Raw genomic sequence first — 19,172 nt, forward strand, 5'->3', positions numbered from 1 at the left:
TCAGGCTGCTCTCCGGTCGCGGAAGTCGAGGGCTGTGGCGACGTGTCCGGCGTCTGGCTGGTCGGCTCCGGCCAGGTCCGCCAGTGTCCAGGCGACTCGGAGGCATCTGTCCGCTCCTCTTCCGCTGAGGGTGCCGGTTTTGAGTCCGTTGTTGAGCAGCGCGGTCGCCTGGCGGGGCAGGGCGAACTCACGCCAGAGCGAGGGACCGGGGACTTCGGCGTTCGTCGTCCAGCCGTGACCGGACCAGCGTTGCCGCGCTCGATCCCTGGCCTGCCAGACTCTCTTCCGGACCTCATCGGTCGGCTCGGGGTCCTCGCCATCCTTCGTGGACATCGCGGTCAGCGGCCGCATCCGGACCCTGATGTCCACCCTGTCCAGGAATGGGCCGGACAGCTTGGCGAAGTATCTGCGTTTGGTGTTCGGCGGGCACTCGCACTCAGTTTCGCGCGGCGGTGCGCACGGACAAGGATTGGTCGCCAGCACGAGCTGGAATCTCGCCGGATAGCGGACGACACCGTCTCTGCGGGCAAGGCGGATCTCCCCTTCTTCCATCGCTGTACGCAACGACTCCAGCCTGTCCGCGGCGAACTCGCAGGCCTCATCGAGGAACACCACGCCGCGATGCGCGCTGCTGATCCCGCCTGGTTTGGCGATACCGACACCTCCGCCGACCAGGGCCGCGACCGAGGTCGTGTGGTGCGGCGCGAAGAACGGCGGGCTCTTGATCAGCGGGGTGTCCGGCTTCAGCAACCCGGCGACGGAGTGGACTGCCGTGACTTCCAGCGACTGCTCGTGGGTGAGCGGCGGGAGCAGGGCGGGCAGTCGACGGGCCAGCATTGTCTTGCCCGTGCCCGGCGGGCCGACGAGCAGCAGGTGGTGGCCGCCTGCCGCCGCGACTTCCAGAGCCCACCTGGCTTCCGGCTGGCCGACCACGTCCGCGAGGTCCGGCTGGTCCTCGCGGGAGGGGCTGCCGTAGGGGCCGGGGATCGTCAACGCGTCTTCGTCACCACGCAGCCACGCCAGAACGGTCCGCAGCTCGGATGCGCCGAATATGTCCATTCCCGTCACCAGCGCCGCCTCCGGCAACGCGCTGATCGGGACGATGGCCCGCTTCACACCGGCACGTCTGGCCGCGAGCAGACAGGGCAGGATGCCACGCACGTCCCGGATACGACCGTCCAGCGCGAGCTCACCGATCATCACGGTCGTGCGGACCGGTTCTTCGGGGACCGCGCCGGCGGCGGCGAGGACGACGCAGGCAAGAGCCAGGTCGTAGCCCGAGCCGGCCTTGCGGACAGCCGCGGGTGAGAGTCCGATGGTGATCTGCCGTCGCGGCCACTCCTCGCCGCTGTTCCTGATCGCCGCGTGGACCCTGTCCTTCGCTTCGTTCAGCGCCGCGTCCGGCAGCCCGACGATCACCATCTTCGGGGTGCCGCCGCCTATGTCGGCTTCGATCTCCACCATTCGGCCGTCCATTCCGAACAGGGCTACCGACCACGCCTGGGCCAGAGGCATCAGAACGCGTCCTTCATGTGGTGGATTCGCGGCATCTGCCCCGCGGGCCACGTGATCGCGACGATGTCGAAGCGCAGCTCGCACCACGGGACGCGGTATGCGGCCAGCCAGGTGTTGGTCAGCCTTCTGACGCGTCTTGCTTTCCGATCGTCCACAGCTTCCGCCGGGTGGCCGAAGTCCGTTCCCGCACGGGTTTTCACCTCGCACACGACCACTATGGAACCGTCGGTGAGGATCAGGTCCAGCTCGCCGTCGCGGCAGCGCCAATTGCGGTCGAGGACCACGAGGCCTTGGCCGGTCAGGTAGGCGACCGCGAGGTCTTCGCCTCTGCGGCCCAGCTCGTGGTGCGGGTTTCCGGTTTTCGCAGGGGTTTTCACCGTGGTTTTCATGGTCGGCCCTCCTGGAGCGGTTTGCTCGTTCCAGCTTTCCCGGATGTTCGGGGGCGGGCCAGGGGGCGCTGTGTTGGTTGTGGACAAGTCTTCGGTTGTGGATGGACGGACGTTTCCCGATCTTGTGACTCGCCGTTATGTCGGTGGGGTGTGGTAGGCGCTCGATTGGCGGGTGTGTCGACCGGCGGGATGGCACTAGGGTGGGTTGCCCGCGGAAGGGAGCCCACAACGAGAGGAGTCCAGTGAAACCCGTCGAGGTGCACCGGACGATCGAAGGCCCGCCGGACGCGCCCGTCCTCGTCCTCTCCGGCTCGGTGGGCAGCACCCTCGACATGTGGCTGCCGCAACGCGAAGCCCTGTCCGGCGAATACCGCGTGATCAGCTACGACCACCGCGGGCACGGCAAGTCACCCGTGCCGCCGGGGCCGTACGAGATCGCGGACCTCGCCGGCGACGTGCTGGCCATGCTCGACCAGCTGGAGATCGAGAAGGCCCACTTCTGCGGCCTGTCGCTCGGCGGCGCGGTGGGCATGTGGCTCAGCCGGTACCACCCGCACCGGATCGACCAGGTCGTGCTCGCGTGCACGTCGTCGTGGTTCGGCCCGGCCGAGTTCTGGGCCGAACGGGCCGCGAGCGTCCGGGCCAACGGCATGGAGTGGCTGGCCGAATCCACCCTCACCCGGTGGCTGAGCAAAGACTTCGCCGACGCGGAACAGAAAGCCGCGATCAGGACGATGGTCGCGAACACCCCGCGGGACGGCTACATCAGCGCCTGCGCCGCGCTGGGCGCGTGGGACTTCGCCGACCAGCTCGCCGAGATCCCCACGCCGACGCTGGCCATCGCGGGCGCTGAAGACCCAGCGACACCCCCGGATCACTTGAGGGACATCGCCGCCGCGATCCCGCGCAGCCGCCTGGTCGTGTTGGACGGCGCCGCGCACCTGGCCAACGTCGAGCGGCCGGTCGAGTTCAACGACCTGCTCAGGGCGCACCTGCTGGGCTGATGGCTCGTCTCGCAACGGTGCTGGTCCTGCTCGGCTGATCCAGGTTTCCACTGAGCTTGCCGCAGGAGAGGCCTGTACCAGCGCCTTTTGCGGTGCGGTCAGCGGGAAGCTGGGCCGTCGAGAAGGCCCGTCAACCTTTCGAGACGGGCCACTAGGACCCCAGCCCTTCGTCAGGCAGCCGCAGCTCGGGCTTGTCCAGCTCTTCGACGTTCACGTCCTTGAACGTGATCACCCGGACGTTCTTGACGAACCGAGCCGGCCGGTACATGTCCCAGACCCAGGCGTCGGACATGCGTACTTCGAAGTACACCTCGCCGTCCGCGTCCCTGATCTGCACGTCGACCGAATTGGCCAGGTAGAACCGCCGCTCCGTCTCCACCACGTAGGAGAACTGGCCGACGATGTCGCGGTACTCCCGGTAGAGCTGCAGCTCCATCTCGGTCTCGTACTTCTCGAGGTCCTCCGCACTCATCCGACCCGAGCTCCTCCTCGTCCTGATTCCGCCCCTTGCCGAGGGGAGCCCCCATTGTGAACCACGTCGGCCGCCGCCACACTCAACGCCACTCGGCGCGGCGGGCGCAGACCGTGCTTGATACCTGCGAACGCCACGTTCGAGTACGACCACCGGTGTACCGCGCTGGGACCGTGCTCCCGGAGCGCGGCGTGGTGCCTGCCGGTGATGTAGCCCTTGTGCTCGTCGAACCCGTAGACCGGTAGCTCCTCGTGCAACTCACCCATTATCCGGTCCCTGGTCACCTTGGCGAGCACCGAAGCGGCTGCGATACACGCCACAGCCGCGTCGCCCTTGATCACCGCCATGCTGGGCGCGGTGAACCCCGAGACGCGGAAACCGTCGGTGAGCACGTATCCAGGGTGCACGTCCAGCCACGCGACCGCCCGGCGCATGCCCTCCAGATTCGCGTATCCCACACCGCGGGAATCCACCTCATCGGGTGGAATCACGACGACCGCGTAATCCACCGCACGCGCACGCACGGTGTCGTACATCCGGTCCCGCGCCAACGGCGACATCAGCTTGGAATCGGTGAGATCGCCGAACTTCGCCGCGTCACCGGGCCTCAGCATGCACGAGGCCACCACGAGCGGTCCCGCGCACGCACCGCGACCGGCCTCGTCGACCCCGACGACCGGACCGAGGCCACGACGTTCCAACGCGCTCTGCATCGCCCAGGTCCCGCCGTCACGCCGGATGGGCACGCGCGGCGGGCGCAGGCTCATGGTGACCGCCACTGGGCTACTTCCGATCGGAACCCTTGAACGAACGTGTGACCGCACTGCCCACTCGACGCGAGGTCCACAGCACCGGCCACGCCAGCAGCACGCCCGCGCCCAGCGGGATGCCCTGCTGCCACGCGGGCGCCAGAGCCATCGCCTGCGGGTTCGGGTCGGAGATGCCGCCCCACCGGCCCGGCGGCAGCACGATCACCTGCGCCTTGCCGATCACGTCGGACACGGGCACGACACCGTTGAGGCCGCCACCGCCCTGCCTGCGCGAGTCGGACGAGTTGTTGCGGTTGTCGCCCATCACCCACAGCGCGCCCGGCGGAACCGTGATCGGTTCGAAGGCCTGCTCGCCGTTGGGCGCGTCGCCTTCCCAGTACACGTACGGCTCGTTGAGCGGCTTGTCGTTGACGTAGACCTTGCCGTCGACGTCACCGCGGACCGTCTGGCCACCGGTGGCGATCACGCGCTTGACGAAGTCCTTCTCGTCCGGCGGCGCGAGGCCGATCACCGAGCCGAGCTGCTCCAGGAAACGGACGAACGCGTTGTCCGAGCGCGGACTGTCGAATTCGTTCTGCACCCACGGACCCGGGCCCTTGAAGACGACCACGTCTCCGGGCGCCGGGTCGGTGAAGTAGTAGGTGACCTTCTCCACGAGGATCCGGTCGCCCTGGCACGTCGGGCACCCGTGCAGCGTCTGTTCCATCGATCCCGATGGGATGACGTACACCCTGGCGAGGAACTGCTGGATCAAGAAGACCAGGACCAGAGCCACGACGATGAGGATCGGCAGCTCTTTCCAGAACGACATCTTCTTCTTTTTGGGTTTCTTGCCAGATTCCGACTCGTCATCGGGGTCACTCTTGCTGGAACGCCCGCGCCTGGACTCGTAAATACCGGGTTCGGGCGTTTCGGACTTTTCGGATTCCAGCTTGCCAGTGACTTCTTCCGGACGTTCGGGATCATCCTCGGGTGCGTTCGGATGCACGGGATTAACCACGTCGCCAGGTTACGGCAGAAGGCGCCGGTCGCGTCACGCGCCCGAAGGAGCGTCGCGCTTCTCCTTGATCTTGGCAGCCTTGCCGCGCAGTTCGCGCAGGTAGTAGAGCTTGGCCCGGCGGACGTCACCGCGCTTGGCGACCTCGATCTTGGCCACGTTCGGGGAGTGCACCGGGAAGGTGCGCTCGACGCCGACGCCGTAGGAGATCTTGCGAACGGTGAAGGTCTCGCGAACGCCACCGCCCTGGCGACGGATCACGACGCCCTGGAACTCCTGGACTCGCGAGCGCGAGCCCTCGATGACGCGGACCTGGACCTTGAGGGTGTCGCCCGGCCGGAAGTCCGGGATGTCGGAACGCAGCGACTGGGCGTCCAGTGCATCCAGGGTGTTCATCGGTTTGTCCGTCCTCGTCATCGGGTGTGTTCTCGTGTCTCCCGGCGGGCGTCACAGCAAGCTGGAGCCAACCTGGGAGGGGGCTTTCTGGCGCGCGTCGGAAGCAGGACCGACAGCAGCAACCGAGCAAGTATGACAGGTCGTCATGGCGGGGGCGAAATCGCCCCTGCGCGCAGCTGGTCGAGCAACGCCCGGTCACGTTTGTCCAGCGCGTCCTGCGGGAGGTGTTCGAGCAGGTCAGGGCGGCGTTCGAAGGTGCGCTCGATGGCCCTGTCACGGCGCCAGCGGTCGATCGCCGCGTGGTTGCCGGAGCGCAGCACGTCCGGCACCGCGAACTCCCGCCAGACCTCCGGGCGGGTGTAGCTGGGGCCTTCGAGCAGGCCGTCGGAGAACGAGTCCTGCTCGGCCGAGGCGGGGTTGCCCAGCACGCCCGGCAGCAGACGGGCGACGGCCTCGACCATCACCATCACCGCGACCTCGCCGCCGACAAGCACGTAGTCGCCGATGGAGACCTCGTCCACAGGCATGCGGCGAGCGGCGTCGTCGATCACGCGTTGGTCGATGCCCTCATAACGGCCGCATGCGAACACCAGGCGGGATTCCGTGGCGTACGAACGCGCCATGGCCTGGGTGAACGGCTTGCCCGCGGGCGTGGGAACGACCAACCGCGGCGTCTCACCGACGCACACGGAGTCCAGGGCGTCGCCCCATATCTGGGGCTTCATGACCATGCCCGGGCCGCCGCCGTATGGGCTGTCGTCGACGGCCTTGTGCACGTCGTGCGTCCAGTCGCGCAGGTCGTGGACGCGTACGTCCAGCAGGCCCTTGTCGATGGCTTTGCCGAGCAACGCGGCCCGCAGGGGCGTCAGGTACTCGGGGAAGATCGTGACGACGTCGATGCGCATGGCTCAGTCCAGCAAGCCCTCAGGCGGGTCGAGCACCACGCGGCGCCCGGCGGTGTCCACCTCGGGAACGATCTCGCGCACGAACGGCACGAGGATTTCGCGGCCGTCCTGATCGACGGCCAGCAGTTCACCCGCCGGGCTGTGCACGACCTCGCGGACGACACCGACCACAGTGCCGTCGGTCAGCACAGCGGACAGCCCTTCGAGTTCGTGGTCGTAGAACTCGTCGGGATCGTCCGTGGGCGGCAACGCGTCCGTGTCCGCGAGGAGCAACGCACCTCGCAGCGCCTCGGCGCCGTTGCGGTCGGGCACCTCGTCGAACGTGACGAGCAACCGCTCGCCGTGCGTCCGGATGGTGGCGAGCGTCAACGGCCTGGACGATCCGTCGCGCAGCCGCGCGGCCACGACCGAGCCGACAGCGAAACGCTGCTCGGGAGAGTCTGTGCGCACTTCCACGGCGAGTTCACCGCGGATCCCGTGCGCCTTGGCCACGCGGCCGACGACGACATCCATGGGCGCTAGTGGTCTGTGTCCACCACGTCCACGCGGACACCCCGGCCGCCGATCCCCGCCATGACCGTGCGCAGGGCGGTGGCCGTCCGGCCACCCCTGCCGATCACCTTGCCGAGATCTTCGGGGTGGACGTGGACCTCGAGAGTGCGACCCCGGCGCGTGGTGACCAGCTCCACCCGGACTTCGTCCGGGTGGTCGACGATCCCGCGCACCAGGTGCTCGAGCGAGTCCGCGAGGAAGCTCACGCGTCTTCCTTGGCGCCCTCATCCGCCTTGGCCTCGTCAGCCTTGGCGTCGGCCTTCTTGCTGCTCTTCTTCTTCGGCGTGGTCGCCTCGGTCACCGGCTCCTCGCCCGCGGCGGCCAGCGCGGCCGCGAACAGCTCCGCCTTGTCGGCCTTGGGCTCCTTGACCTTCAGCGTGCCCTCGGTGCCCGGCAGGCCCTTGAACTTCTGCCAGTCACCGGTGATCTCGAACAGGTGCTGCACCGGGTCGGTCGGCTGCGCGCCGACACCCAGCCAGTACTGCGCACGCTCCGAGTTCACCTCGATGAAGCTCGGCTCCTCTTTCGGGGCGTAGCGGCCGATGATCTCGATGGCCTTACCGCTACGACGGCTGCGCGCGTCGGCGACGATGATGCGGTAGTACGGCGACCGGATCTTTCCGAGACGCTGCAGCTTGATCTTGACTGCCACGGGTAGTGGTACTCCTCGACGTTCTGGTGCTACGGGTGGAACTCGCTGCGACCCGCGTGGGGACACGGGGGCGAGGCCCGAATGGCAGCCATGGCGTGGTGAGAGGGTCCAGCCACAGCGGACAGCCATGTATTCTGCCAGACGCGCCCGTCCCACTCCCAATCACCCCGTTGATGACGTGGGTCACCCGGTCGGGGAATCAGAATGCGGTGAGCGTGACCCCGGTGTCCTCCAGCGCGGCGCGCACGGCCTGAGCGTGCTGTACAGCGCCTGGCGTGTCGCCATGCAGGCACAACGACTCGACGGTCGACGCGTCCACCACGGTCCCGTCCACGGCGACAATCTGACGGTCCGACGCCAGCCGCAACGCGCGTTCGACGACCGCGGCCGTGTCGGTGAGCAACGCACCTGCTTCACGGCGGGGCACGAGCGTCCCGGCAGGCGTGTAGCCACGGTCCGCGAAAGCCTCGCCGACGGTCCGCAGCCCAGCGGCGGACGCGGCCGTCAGGAAAGCCGAGCCGGGGAGGCCGAGAACGGGTACCTCGCCCCATGCCCTGACCCCGGCGACAACCGCGGCCGCTTGTTCCTCATGGTGAACAACGGCGTTATACAGAGCGCCGTGCGGCTTCACGTACGCCACGCGCACTCCGGCAGCCGCGGCGAAGGCGGACAGGGCACCGATCTGGTACAGCACGTCGTCGGCCAGTTCCACCGGGTCCACGTCGATGAACCGCCTGCCGAACCCGGCCAGATCCCGATAGGACACCTGCGCGCCGATCGCGACCCCGTGCGACGCCGCCAGGTCGCACACCGCACGCATCGTGCGCGGGTCGCCCGCGTGGAAACCGCATGCCACGTTCGCCGACGTGACCACGCCGAGCAGGGCCGCGTCGTCACCGAGCGTCCAGACGCCGAAGCCTTCGCCGAGGTCGCTGTTGAGGTCCATCTAGGGTGCCATCACTCCGAGTGAGATGAGCAGAACGGTCAACGCGGGCAGGAAGTTGTTCACCTGGTGCGCCACCACGCTGGCGCCGAGCCGTCCGGTGAACAGCCTGGCCAGGCCGATCGGGATGCCGATCACGATCAGCAACGAGGTGCGCAGCGGTTCGAGGTGGCTGACCGCGAACACGGCCGTGCTCAGGCCGAAGACCGCCCACCGGCCCCACTGCAGGCGTTCGAGCGCGCCCCACAGCAGCCCGCGGAAGATGATCTCCTCGCAGACCGGCCCGATCAGCCACGCGTACAGGAACATCACCACGGCCGCGGCGACCGGCAGCGACCGCGAGTCCACCAGCGCGCTGAACGCCGAGGTGGCGTTGTCCTTGCCGACGATCTTCGTCCAGACCATCGCGGCGAGCGTGGTCGCGACCAGCCCGATCAGGCCGAACTTCAGCCCCACCTTGAAGTCCTGCCTGGAGTACGACCAGCGCAGGTCGATCCGGGGGCCGTTGCCGCGCAGCCTGGTGATCAGCAGTGCGACGCCGGTCGCGATCAGCACCGGCAGGATCGAGCCGACCACAATGGTCACCACGCTGATCCGCTGATCCGATGTGCTCGGTTGCAGAAGCGCGCCGATGAAGGCGGCCGACAACAGCAGCACGCCCTCCACGAGCAGGAAGGCGCCGATTCCCCATTTGTGAGTGGGTTCCCGCACAGGTGGCTGCTCCCCCAGCGGCTCCGATGCCATTGTTTCGGGCTCCCGTGGGGGTGGTGGGCTCACGGGCGTCCTCCGATAACCGAAACAGGCCGCACCCGAGTGCGCGGCCTGTTTGGAGACTACGGCGGTTCACGGCGTGTCACCGAGTGATTCGGCGTGTCACCGCACGATTCGACCACGCAAGACAATCCGACTGGGTGATCGCAACACGCTCAGGTCCGATCGCGGATCCGCCGAGTAGGCGACGATGTCGGCCGCGGAGCCGTCTTCGATACCCGAATAGCCCAACCAGCCACGCGCTGCCCACGACCCGGCCGCGAGTGCGTCCGTCCGGCTCATTCCCGCGCTGTGCAAGGCTTCTATCTCGTCGACCAGACGGCCGTGCGCGATTCCGCCACCCGCGTCGGTGCCCGCGTACACGGGCACGCCCGCCTCGATGGCCATCCGCACGGTGTCGCGCACGGACGCGTGCAGGCGCAGCATGTGCGCCGCGTATGCCGGGTACTTCGACGCGTTGGCCGCGAGCTCGGGGAAGGTCTCGATGTTGATCAGCGTCGGCACGAGCGCCGTGCCCGCCTCCGCCATGGTGGCGACAGTGCCGGCGGTCAGGCCGGTGCCGTGCTCGATGCAGTCGATCCCGGCCGCGAGCAGGCCAGGGATGGCGTCCGCGCCGAACACGTGCGCGGTCACGCGGGCGCCCGCCTGGTGAGCGGTGGCGATGGCCTTGGCGAGCACGTCGTCCGGCCACAGCGGCGCCAGGTCACCGACCGACCGGTCGATCCAGTCGCCGACCAGCTTCACCCAGCCGTCGCCGTACGCGGCCTGCTCGGCGACCGCTTCCGGCAGCTGCTCGGGGTCCTCCAGGTCCACGCCCAGGTACCGGATGTAGCGCTTGGGCCTGGTGATGTGCCTGCCCGCGCGCACGATCCTCGGCAGGTCGAGGCGCTCCTGCAACGGCGTGGTGTCGATCGGCACGCCGCAGTCGCGCACCAGCAGCGCACCGGTGTCCCTGTCGGTCTCGGCCTGCTCGGCTGCCTCTTCCAGCGTCGGGTTGCCCGACGGCGAGATCCCGATGTGGCAGTGCGCGTCCACCAGGCCGGGCAGCAGGAAACCGCCGTCGACGACGGTTTCCGCGTTCGGCACCGGCGTGAACCGGATCCTGCCGTTGACCACCCAGATGTCGCGGACCTCGTCGCCGGGGAGCACGACTCCCCGCAGGTGCAGCGCGGTCACTTGTCCTTTTTCTTCGGGAACTTCAGCTTGGACGGGTCGAACCCCGGCGGCAGCTGGTCGAGACCGGACAGGCCGGGCGGCAGCTGGTTGAGGCCAGGCGGCATGTGCGAGAGGTCCGGGGCGGCACCGGCGGGGAAGCCGGGCAGCGCGGGCAGGTTGCCCTTGCCCTTGACCTTGCGGCCCTTCTTGCGCGCGTCCTTCTTGGCCTTGCGGCTCATCCCGCCGCCGCCTCCGCCGAAGCCGAACCGGCCAGCCATCTGCTGCATCATCTTGCGGGCTTCGAAGAAGCGGTTGACCAGGTCGTTCACCTCGGCGACGCGCACACCCGAGCCGGTCGCGATCCGGGCCCGGCGGGAAGCGTTGATGATCTTGGGGTCGGCCCGCTCGGCCGGGGTCATGCCGCGGATGATCGCCTGCAGCCGGTCGAGGTGCTTGTCGTCGATGTTGGCGGCGGCTTCCTTCATCTGCGCGCCACCCGGCAGCATGCCGAGCAGGTTGCCGATCGGGCCCATCTTGCGCACCGCGAGCATCTGCTCGAGGAAGTCCTCCAGGGTCAGCTGGCCCGCGGTCAGCTTCTCCGCGGCCTCCTGCGCCTGCTGCTCGTCGAAGACCTTCGTTGCCGACTCGATCAGCGACAGCACGTCACCCATGCCCAGGATGCGGCTGGCCATCCGGTCCGGGTGGAACGCGTCGAAGTCCTCGAGCTTCTCGCCGTTGGACGCGAACATGATCGGCTGGCCGGTGACGTGCCGGACCGACAGCGCGGCACCACCGCGGGCGTCACCGTCGAGCTTGGTGAGCACGACACCGGAGAAACCGACGCCGTCGCGGAACGCCTCGGCCGTGGTGACCGCGTCCTGACCGATCATGGCGTCGACCACGAACAGGGTCTCGTCCGGCTGGACCGCGTCACGGATGTCCGCGGCCTGCTTCATCAGCTCCTCGTCGACACCGAGACGACCGGCGGTGTCCACGATGACCACGTCGTGCTGGGCGCGCTTGGCCTCTTCGATGGCGCGGCGGGCCACGTCCACGGGATCGCCGACGCCGTTGCCCGGCTCGGGCGCGTACACCGGGACGCCGGCGCGCTCACCGACGACCTGCAACTGGGTGACCGCGTTGGGCCGCTGGAGGTCACACGCGACCAGCAGCGGCGCGTGGCTCTGCTCCCGCAGCCAGCGGGCGAGCTTGCCCGCGAGGGTGGTCTTACCGGAACCCTGCAGACCGGCGAGCATGATCACGGTCGGCGGGTGCTTGGCGAAGTTCAGCCTGCGGGTCTCGCCGCCGAGGATCGAGATGAGCTCCTCGTTGACGATCTTGACGACCTGCTGCGCCGGGTTCAGCGCCGCGGAGACCTCCGCGCCCTTGGCCCGCTCCTTGATCTGCGCGATGAAGGCGCGCACGACCGGCAGCGCGACGTCGGCCTCCAGCAGCGCGATGCGGATCTCGCGCGCGGTGGAGTCGATGTCCGCGTCTGTCAGTCGCCCTTTGGAACGCAGGTTCTGCAGGACCGATGTGAGCCGGTCGGAAAGGGTGTCGAACACGGACAGCACTCCCAGGCGAAGTCGTGGGTATCACCACCAGGGTAGTCGCGGTTGGATGTGCCGGTGGCAAAGGCCAGTATCTACATCTCGGTGGACGTCGAGGCCGACGGCCCGATCCCCGGTCCGTACTCGATGATCTCGCTCGGCGCGTGCGTCGCCGGGCGGCACGACGGCGGCGTGTTCACCGCCGAGGATCCGCAGGCCCGGACGTTCTACCGGGAGCTCAAGCCGATCAGTCCGGAGTTCGTGCCGGAGGCGCTCGCGGTCAGCGGGCTCGACCGGGACCAGTTGGCCGCCGACGGCGCCGACCCGGCTGAGGCGATGCGGGACTTCTCGGCATGGGTCCGTGAGGTGTCCGGTGGCGCGTCAGCGGTGTTCACGGCGTACCCGGCGAGTTTCGACTGGATGTTCACGTACTGGTACGCGATCCGCTTCACGGGGTCGAGCCCCTTCGGCCATTCGCGTTGCCTGGACATGAAGACGTACTTCGCGGCGCGCTGGGACCGTCCGATCAGCGGAGTCGCCAAGGGCACGATGCCCAAGCACCTGCTGTCCAAGCGCAGGCACACGCACAACGCGTTGGACGACGCGATCGAGCAGGGCGAGATGTTCGCCAACCTGATGACGGCGAGGCCGTGATGCCCCGGTACGCGCAGGAGTCGTCGTCGAGGTTCGGCAGTCGCACCGGGCCGTTCGGCCGGGGCGTGCTGCACTTCCTCGCCGTGTTCGTGTGGCTGGCCTTCCCGGCGATACTCGTGTTCGTCCCCGCCCCCGACGAGGACCGCACAGTCTTCGTGATCGTCAACGTCGTCGTGATGATCATCATGATCCCGCTCGGGCTGCCGATCTGGCGGACGGCCTCCCAGGTGGGCGCCGACCAGCGGCGGCTCGACCGGGTCGGGCTGCCCGCGGTCGCCGAGGTCCTCGCGTCCGATGACACCGACCTCGACGGGATGGTGGCGCTGCGGCTGCGGCTGCGGCTCAGCGGTGACGGCTTCGATCCGTTCGAGGCGACCGTGCGGTGCGGCTACGAGGACGGGCTGACGGCGGGCGCGCGGTTCAACGCCAAGGTCGACCCGTCCGACCAGTTGTTCATGATCGTGCGCTGACGTGTGAGAACCGCCCGGTAGGCCCTACCCCTCGATGGGCCGGCCGGACGGTTCACGGTCCGAGCAAGCACCCGCTTCCGCGGCAACCGCCCGGCCCCCGCCCGGGCGATCTCCCTCCTGCACCGCGTCCCCTCGCGCTTGCGCGCCTCCTCGTGACAGCCCTAAGACTGCCGTCGACCTGGGCGTACCGGCAGCGTGAAGGCCCCCGTATCGCGCTGGGTAGGACTACTCAGGCGGGGTGAGTGGGATCAGGTGACGGCCGCGGTGTGGACGGCGTCGGCGAGCCGTTCGCGGCTGGCCGTGGACAGCGGACCGCCGTCGGCTGCGCGGATGCAGAACGAGTCGACAGCCGTGGCGCCGAGCGTGGCCGCACGCGCCCACTGTACGTCGGCTCCGCAGCGTTCCAACGCTCCGGCAACGCGATACAGCAAGCCTATGCGGTCCGCTGCGCGTAGTTCGAGTACGACGGCGCCTGGGTAGTCCTTGCCCGCCTCGTCGTCGAACCACAGCACTCGTGGTTCGGGGGCGTCTTCCGGTCGTCCGCCGTAGTCGCGTTCCTTGGCCGTCAAACGCTCGGCCAAGGACAGCTTGCCGGACAACGCCAACCCCATCTGCTCACGTAGCAACGACGCGTTCGGCAACGAACCGAACCGCGGCGAGGCCGTGAACATCAGCACGGCCATGCCCGCGTATGAGTCGACGCTCGCCGCGTGCACTTCCAGCGAGTTCAACGCGAGCACGCCCGCGGCCCTGGACAGCAGGCCCGGCCGGTTAGGGGCGAAGACCGTGACCGTCGCGACCCGGCCGGACGCCTCGATCTCGACGTCGTGTTTGCCTGACGCGGCAACAGCTTCGGCGCGGAGGCGATGCGGTGACTCCAGGGGCCGCGGACCGGTGATCGACTCGCCGGCCATCGCGCGGCGGCTGTTGGCGGCCAGTTCGCCGGTCAGCGCCGCTTTCCACTCCGTCCACACGCCCGGCCCTGTCGCCAGTGCGTCGGCTTCCGCCAAGGCGTGCAACAACTCCAGCAGCACGGGGTCCCCGCCGAGGGTTTCCGCGACGCGCACGACCGTGGCCTCGTCGGTGACGTCACGCCTGGTCGCGGTGTCCGGCAGGAGCAGGTGGTGGCGGACCATCGCCGACAGCGTGTCGACGTCCTGTTTGGGCAGGCCGAGCCGCTCGCCGACCTGGGTCGCCAGTGCCGCACCGACTTCCGAGTGGTCCGCGCGCCTGCCTTTGCCGATGTCGTGCAGCAGCGCACCGAGCAGCAGCAGGTCCGGCCGGGCCACCCTCGTGACCATCCTGCTGGCGTGCGCGGTGGCCTGCACGAGGTGCCGGTCGACGGTCCACTTGTGCGCCGCGTCCCTGGGCGGCAGGTCACGCACAGCTCCCCATTCCGGGAACAACCGTGCCCACAGACCCGTGCGGTCCAAGGACTCTATGACGTCGATAAGCCCTTCTCCCGCGCCCAGCAAGGCGATCAGCTCGTCGCGGGTGTGCACCGGCCAGGGCGTACGGGGTTCCGGCGCTGACTCGGCGAGTTGTTGCAGCGTCGCCGGGGAGATCTGGTTGCCGGTCCGGGCCGCCGCCGCGGCCACCCGGAGCAACAAGGCGGGGTCGCGGTGCGGTTCGGCGTCCCTGGCCAGAGTCACCTCATTGCCGTGCAGCACAACACCTTCGTCGAGCGGACGGCGTTCCGGCCCACGCCGGAGCCTGCTCAACACCCGGCGCGGCCCTTCGGACACCACTCCGCGCAAAGCGACATCGAGGGCGTACGCCACTGCCCGGCCGGCGCCGGACAGCGCTCGCGCCAAGTCGAAGCGGTCGCCTTTGTCCAGCGCCATGGCCACTTCGTCGGCGTCCTGGGCGCGCAGGACGTCGTTGGGGCGCCGTGCGACACGGCGGAACTCCGTCCGCACATCCAGCAGGAGCCGGTGCGCCTGTTGGACTTCCTCACTCGGGCGGTCGGTCAGCTGTGCCGCCGCCAACGCCCGCAGCAGACCGACGTCCCGCAGGCCGCCGCGACCGTGTTTGAGGTCCGGTTCGACCCAGTGGGCCACTTCCCCGCTGCGCTGCCAGCGCAGCCGTGCGTCCTCGGCCATGGCGGGAACGCGTTTCCGGGCCGTGGCCCGCCACCGGTCACGCGCGGAGACCGCCAGCCGCTCGGCGACCTGCTGGTCACCGGCGATGAACCGGACGTCGAGCAACCCGGCCGCGGTCCGCAGGTCGGTGCCCGCGACGTCCAGCGCCTCGCCGACGGTCCGCACCGAGTGGTCCAGGCCGATCCCCGAATTCCACAGCGGGTACCAGAGCTGCCCGGCCAGGCCGGTCACGGCACCGCCGCGTCCTTCGTGGACGAGCAGCAGGTCCAGGTCGGCGTACGGCACAAGCTCGCGCCTGCCGAGACCACCGACCGCCACCAGCGCGACCCCCTGATCCGCGCCGATCCCGGCCTGCGCCGCGTGCGCGGTGAGCCAGAACTCGTGCAGGTCGGTCAGTGCCTCGCGAAGCGCGTCAGGCGCGAGCCTGCGCTGGCCCGTGACCGGCTTGAGCAGCCGGTCACGGGCCTGCACGAGGTCAGCCGCCGACGGAACCTCCCCAGCGGGAATCCCCCCGTTGCCCGTCACAGCGCGTCGGTACCGCGTTCCCCGGTCCGCACCCTGACGATGGTGTCCACCGGTGTGACCCAGACCTTGCCGTCACCGATCTTGCCCGTCCGCGCCGCGTCCACGACGGCTTCGACGACCTTGTCCACCGCGGCGTCGTCGGTGAGCACCTCGATGCGCACCTTCTGCACGAAGTCCACGGCGTACTCGGCACCCCGGTAGACCTCGGTGTGCCCCTTCTGCCTGCCGTAGCCACGGACTTCGCTGACGGTCATGCCGAGCACGCCCAGCTGCTCGAGTGCCGCTTTGACGTCGTCGAGGGTGAACGGCTTGATGATCGCGGTTACGAGTTTCATGCCTTGCTCTCCTGGAGGGAAGCCGCGGAGGGTGCGCCGGCCGGCTTGGCGGCGTGGCCGAGGCCGGCACCGCCGCCCAGCCCGCCGAAGTCGTACGCGCTTTCGGCGTGCAGTGCCTCGTCGACGCCGGTGACCTCGTCCTCCTTGGACACCCGGAACCCGATGGTGATCTTGATCAGGAAACCGAGGATAAGGGTCAGCACGAACGAGTACGCGAGCACCGCGCCTGCCGCGACCGCCTGCTTACCCAATTGGGCGAGGCCGCCGCCGTAGAACAGGCCGTCGGCGCCCGCCGAGTTCACCGACGTGGTGGCGAAGAAGCCGAGCAGCAGGGTGCCGACCAGGCCACCGACCAGGTGCACGCCGACGACGTCGAGCGAGTCGTCGAAGCCCAGCTTGTACTTCAGGCTGACCGCGAGGGCACACAGGACACCTGCGATGACACCGATGGCCAACGCGCCGAGCGGGCTGACGAACCCGGCCGCCGGGGTGATCGCGACGAGACCCGCGACCGCGCCGGACGCCGCGCCCAGTGTGGTCGGCTTGCCGTACTTGATCTGCTCGACCACGAGCCAGCCGATGACCGCGGCGGCCGTGGCGACCGTGGTGGTCATGAACGCGACCGCGGCGGTCTGGTTGGCGCCCAGTGCGGATCCCGCGTTGAAGCCGTACCAGCCGAACCACAGCAGGCTGGCGCCCAGCAGGACGAACGGGACGTTGTGCGGGCGGCCCGTGTCACGCGGCCACCCGGTGCGCTTGCCCAGCAGGAGGGCCAGTGCGAGACCGGCGGCGCCCGCGTTGATGTGCACCGCCGTGCCACCGGCGAAGTCGAGCGCCTTGAGCTGGTTGGCGATCCAGCCGCCGACCACCGAACCGTCCGCCGACGAGAACGCGAAGACCCAGTGCGCGACCGGGAAGTAGACGATCGTCGCCCACAGACCGGCGAAGATCGTCCACGCCCAGAACTTGGTCCGGTCGGCGATCGCGCCGGAGATCAGGGCGACCGTGATGATCGCGAACATCAGCTGGAACATCACGAACGCGAGCGCCGGGTACTGGTGACCAGCCGGATCCTCCGGGGACGGCGCGGTACCGGACACGGCACCGACTGTCCCTTCGAGCCCGACGTTGTCGAGGTTGCCGACCAGGCCGCCGAACGCGTCGTTGCCGAACGCGAGCGAATAGCCGAAAAGCACCCACAGAACCCCGACGACACCGAGCGCGATGAAGTTCATCATGAGCATGTTGAGCACGTTCTTCGAGCGGACCATGCCGCCGTAGAAGAACGCGAGCCCTGGCGTCATCAGCATCACCAAGGCGGCACTAGCCAGGATCCAGGCTGTGTCTCCTGCGTTCACATCATCCTCCCGTGCTGTCTTTGCAACGGGCAGGATCGATAAGTGGTGTTTCCTGAGATGGCACCGCGCGTTTCGCGGCTGTGAACTGTGCGACACCCGTTGTTACGAGGACGTTTCTCCCCTGGTCCACGCGCGAATCGTTACCAATCGGACATCCCGCTTTGTCGCCGGGGCCGCGGCTGGATAGCGTCGTAGGACGATGAGCCGAGGTAGAAGCGACGAGAAGACCGGCAGCCCGGCCGGTTTCCCACCGGTGCCGCTGGGGGCGCTGTGCTGCCCGCACTGCCAGTCCCCCCTCGCCCAGCGGGACCGGGCGCTGCGGTGCACGTCAGGGCACAGTTTCGACCTGGCCAAGCAGGGTTACGTGAACCTGCTCGGGTCGGGAAACGGCGACACCACCCAGATGGTGGCCGCGCGCGACGAGTTCCTGTCAGCGGGGCACTACGCGCCGCTGGCCCGCCTGGTCGCCCATGAAGCGGCCCACGACCTGCGCCGGGACGCGCTCGTGGTGGACGCGGGTACCGGTACGGGTTACTACCTTTCGGCGACGCTGGCCAGGGCTCCGGCCGCCTCGGGGCTCGGCATGGACACGTCCACGGCCGCGTTGCGCCGGGCCGCCCGTGCGCACCCGGGCATCGGCGCGGTCGCGTGGGACCTGTGGAAGCCGTGGCCGCTGCGGCCGCAGTCGGCGGACGTGATCATGAACATCTTCGCGCCGCGCAACTTGATCGAGTGCCACCGGGTGCTGCGCCCGGAGGGCACCCTCGTCGTGGTCACGCCGGACTCGACGCACCTGGCCGAGCTGCGTGCGTACGTGGACATGCTCGACGTCGACGCGGACAAGCTGACCAGGCTGGACTCGTCGCTGCAGGCCCAGTTCTCGCTGACCGGGCGGCACGACTGCGAGATCGAGCTGACCCTCGAGCCGGCGGACGTGCACCGGGTCGTCCACATGGGCCCCAACGCGTACCACGTGCAGGAAGGGGCGCTCGCCTCGGTCACGCACGCGTTGACGGTCACCGCGGCGTTCGTGGTTTCGGTCTACCGTAGGAACTCGTGATCGAAGTACAGGGGGCACTCGTCGAGGACACCGAGTGGCTGGCCGACCAGCTGACGCTGTCGGCGCGGCGCTACCCGCTCGGCGATCGGGTCACGCTGGGGGTGTTGTGGTGGTATTCGGCCAGTTCGGTGTTGTTCGGGCCGGTCGTCGACGGCCGTGACCCGGGGTTGGACGCGATCACGCTGTTGATGGAGCCGGACGGGCGCGTGCTGGACGCGCGGTCACCGGTGTACGAGGGGGACCTGCCCGCACGGACGCGCGAGATGCTGACGTCCGCGATCGCCACCGTGGCCAAGGTCAGCGGTGCCAGGCAGCGGCATCTGTGGGCGATCGCCACGGACTCGCTGGCGACCCGGCTGCTGTGGGCGGGCAGGACGGCACAGGCGGCCCGGTTCGCCACCGCGATCGGGTCCGAGTTGCCCACGCCCCGATACGTCGAGCTCAGTGGCCGTCAGTTCGTCCGGCGGGGCTCGTGCTGCCTGATCTACCTCGGTGCGTCGCACGAGGAGAAGTGCACGAGCTGTCCCCGGCAGAAACCCGCTGAGCGGCTGGCGAGGCTCTCCCGACTGGTGGGATGAGCGTTCCACGGCGACTACG

22 protein-coding genes are annotated in these 19,172 nt (G+C 68.9%); 5 read left to right on the forward strand and 17 right to left on the reverse strand.

Annotated elements, in window-relative coordinates:
* Complete coding sequence (locus AOZ06_RS44705) at nucleotides 1-1,515, reverse strand: YifB family Mg chelatase-like AAA ATPase (RefSeq protein ID WP_054294913.1); 1,515 nt, start codon at nucleotides 1,513-1,515, stop codon at nucleotides 1-3.
* A complete protein-coding gene (locus tag AOZ06_RS44710; RefSeq protein ID WP_054294914.1) occupies nucleotides 1,515-1,904 on the reverse strand; it encodes a YraN family protein in 390 nt (129 codons plus the stop codon). The genes AOZ06_RS44705 and AOZ06_RS44710 overlap by 1 nt, the downstream gene beginning before the upstream one ends.
* A gap of 242 nt (nucleotides 1,905-2,146) precedes the next feature.
* Between AOZ06_RS44710 and pcaD the strand changes: the two genes are divergently transcribed.
* Nucleotides 2,147-2,908, forward strand: coding sequence for a 3-oxoadipate enol-lactonase (pcaD, locus tag AOZ06_RS44715; RefSeq protein ID WP_236951941.1), 762 nt, complete (start codon nucleotides 2,147-2,149; stop codon nucleotides 2,906-2,908).
* Nucleotides 2,909-3,059: 151 nt separating this feature from the next.
* Here the strand turns inward: pcaD and AOZ06_RS44720 are convergent, their stop codons facing one another.
* The 12 genes from AOZ06_RS44720 to ffh all read right to left on the reverse strand — a co-directional run bounded on the left by AOZ06_RS44720 (nucleotide 3,060) and on the right by ffh (nucleotide 12,086).
* Nucleotides 3,060-3,380 carry a DUF2469 domain-containing protein gene (locus AOZ06_RS44720; protein WP_033391514.1) on the reverse strand — a complete coding sequence of 107 codons (321 nt, stop codon included), beginning with the start codon at nucleotides 3,378-3,380 and terminating at the stop codon, nucleotides 3,060-3,062.
* Nucleotides 3,377-4,147: a ribonuclease HII gene (locus AOZ06_RS44725; RefSeq protein ID WP_179950782.1), complete on the reverse strand. Its 771-nt coding sequence runs from the start codon at nucleotides 4,145-4,147 to the stop codon at nucleotides 3,377-3,379. Before AOZ06_RS44725 ends, AOZ06_RS44720 begins: the two co-directional genes overlap by 4 nt.
* Before the next feature lie 16 nt (nucleotides 4,148-4,163).
* Complete coding sequence (gene lepB / locus AOZ06_RS44730) at nucleotides 4,164-5,150, reverse strand: signal peptidase I (protein ID WP_054294916.1); 987 nt, start codon at nucleotides 5,148-5,150, stop codon at nucleotides 4,164-4,166.
* 33 nt (nucleotides 5,151-5,183) lie between these two features.
* Nucleotides 5,184-5,543: a 50S ribosomal protein L19 gene (gene rplS, locus AOZ06_RS44735; protein WP_054297390.1), complete on the reverse strand. Its 360-nt coding sequence runs from the start codon at nucleotides 5,541-5,543 to the stop codon at nucleotides 5,184-5,186.
* A 143-nt stretch (nucleotides 5,544-5,686) separates the two neighbouring features.
* Nucleotides 5,687-6,448 carry a tRNA (guanosine(37)-N1)-methyltransferase TrmD gene (gene trmD, locus AOZ06_RS44740; RefSeq protein WP_054294917.1) on the reverse strand — a complete coding sequence of 254 codons (762 nt, stop codon included), beginning with the start codon at nucleotides 6,446-6,448 and terminating at the stop codon, nucleotides 5,687-5,689.
* Between the two features lie 3 nt (nucleotides 6,449-6,451).
* Nucleotides 6,452-6,961, reverse strand: a complete 510-nt coding sequence (gene rimM, locus AOZ06_RS44745) for a ribosome maturation factor RimM (RefSeq protein WP_054294918.1) — start codon at nucleotides 6,959-6,961, stop codon at nucleotides 6,452-6,454.
* A gap of 5 nt (nucleotides 6,962-6,966) precedes the next feature.
* Nucleotides 6,967-7,206 (reverse strand): RNA-binding protein, encoded by a 240-nt coding sequence (locus AOZ06_RS44750; protein WP_054294919.1) that lies wholly within the window; start codon nucleotides 7,204-7,206, stop codon nucleotides 6,967-6,969.
* Complete coding sequence (rpsP, locus tag AOZ06_RS44755) at nucleotides 7,203-7,652, reverse strand: 30S ribosomal protein S16 (protein ID WP_054294920.1); 450 nt, start codon at nucleotides 7,650-7,652, stop codon at nucleotides 7,203-7,205. Before rpsP ends, AOZ06_RS44750 begins: the two co-directional genes overlap by 4 nt.
* A 199-nt stretch (nucleotides 7,653-7,851) precedes the next feature.
* Nucleotides 7,852-8,598: a LamB/YcsF family protein gene (locus AOZ06_RS44760; RefSeq protein WP_054294921.1), complete on the reverse strand. Its 747-nt coding sequence runs from the start codon at nucleotides 8,596-8,598 to the stop codon at nucleotides 7,852-7,854.
* Nucleotides 8,599-9,339, reverse strand: coding sequence for a type II CAAX endopeptidase family protein (locus AOZ06_RS44765; protein WP_083472350.1), 741 nt, complete (start codon nucleotides 9,337-9,339; stop codon nucleotides 8,599-8,601).
* Between the two features lie 129 nt (nucleotides 9,340-9,468).
* Nucleotides 9,469-10,542: an amidohydrolase family protein gene (locus AOZ06_RS44770; RefSeq protein WP_054294923.1), complete on the reverse strand. Its 1,074-nt coding sequence runs from the start codon at nucleotides 10,540-10,542 to the stop codon at nucleotides 9,469-9,471.
* Complete coding sequence (gene ffh / locus AOZ06_RS44775) at nucleotides 10,539-12,086, reverse strand: signal recognition particle protein (protein ID WP_054297391.1); 1,548 nt, start codon at nucleotides 12,084-12,086, stop codon at nucleotides 10,539-10,541. Before ffh ends, AOZ06_RS44770 begins: the two co-directional genes overlap by 4 nt.
* Before the next feature lie 63 nt (nucleotides 12,087-12,149).
* Here ffh and AOZ06_RS44780 point away from each other — a divergent pair, with 63 nt between their 5' ends.
* Both AOZ06_RS44780 and AOZ06_RS44785 read left to right on the forward strand, forming a co-directional pair.
* Complete coding sequence (locus AOZ06_RS44780; RefSeq protein WP_218921883.1) at nucleotides 12,150-12,725, forward strand: 3'-5' exonuclease; 576 nt, start codon at nucleotides 12,150-12,152, stop codon at nucleotides 12,723-12,725.
* Nucleotides 12,725-13,195 (forward strand): hypothetical protein, encoded by a 471-nt coding sequence (locus tag AOZ06_RS44785; RefSeq protein WP_054294925.1) that lies wholly within the window; start codon nucleotides 12,725-12,727, stop codon nucleotides 13,193-13,195. Before AOZ06_RS44780 ends, AOZ06_RS44785 begins: the two co-directional genes overlap by 1 nt.
* A gap of 248 nt (nucleotides 13,196-13,443) precedes the next feature.
* Here the strand turns inward: AOZ06_RS44785 and AOZ06_RS44790 are convergent, their stop codons facing one another.
* From AOZ06_RS44790 to AOZ06_RS44800, 3 genes are read right to left on the reverse strand one after another with little or no spacing between them, the layout of a single operon-like run.
* Nucleotides 13,444-15,822, reverse strand: a complete 2,379-nt coding sequence (locus tag AOZ06_RS44790; protein WP_236951942.1) for a [protein-PII] uridylyltransferase — start codon at nucleotides 15,820-15,822, stop codon at nucleotides 13,444-13,446.
* On the reverse strand, nucleotides 15,819-16,157 hold the full coding sequence (locus AOZ06_RS44795; RefSeq protein WP_054294927.1) for a P-II family nitrogen regulator: 339 nt from the start codon (nucleotides 16,155-16,157) through the stop codon (nucleotides 15,819-15,821). Before AOZ06_RS44795 ends, AOZ06_RS44790 begins: the two co-directional genes overlap by 4 nt.
* Nucleotides 16,154-17,461 (reverse strand): ammonium transporter, encoded by a 1,308-nt coding sequence (locus AOZ06_RS44800; RefSeq protein ID WP_417999920.1) that lies wholly within the window; start codon nucleotides 17,459-17,461, stop codon nucleotides 16,154-16,156. Before AOZ06_RS44800 ends, AOZ06_RS44795 begins: the two co-directional genes overlap by 4 nt.
* Nucleotides 17,462-17,714: 253 nt before the next feature.
* On the opposite strand from AOZ06_RS44800, the gene AOZ06_RS44805 reads away from it, so the two are divergent.
* Together AOZ06_RS44805 and AOZ06_RS44810 are read left to right on the forward strand one after the other, a co-directional pair.
* Nucleotides 17,715-18,575, forward strand: a complete 861-nt coding sequence (locus AOZ06_RS44805) for a putative RNA methyltransferase (RefSeq protein ID WP_054294928.1) — start codon at nucleotides 17,715-17,717, stop codon at nucleotides 18,573-18,575.
* Nucleotides 18,572-19,153 carry a (2Fe-2S)-binding protein gene (locus AOZ06_RS44810; RefSeq protein WP_054294929.1) on the forward strand — a complete coding sequence of 194 codons (582 nt, stop codon included), beginning with the start codon at nucleotides 18,572-18,574 and terminating at the stop codon, nucleotides 19,151-19,153. The genes AOZ06_RS44805 and AOZ06_RS44810 overlap by 4 nt, the downstream gene beginning before the upstream one ends.
* Nucleotides 19,154-19,172: the final 19 nt, after the last annotated feature.

Source organism: Kibdelosporangium phytohabitans, from assembly GCF_001302585.1.
Classification (GTDB): Bacteria; Actinomycetota; Actinomycetes; order Mycobacteriales; family Pseudonocardiaceae; genus Kibdelosporangium; species Kibdelosporangium phytohabitans.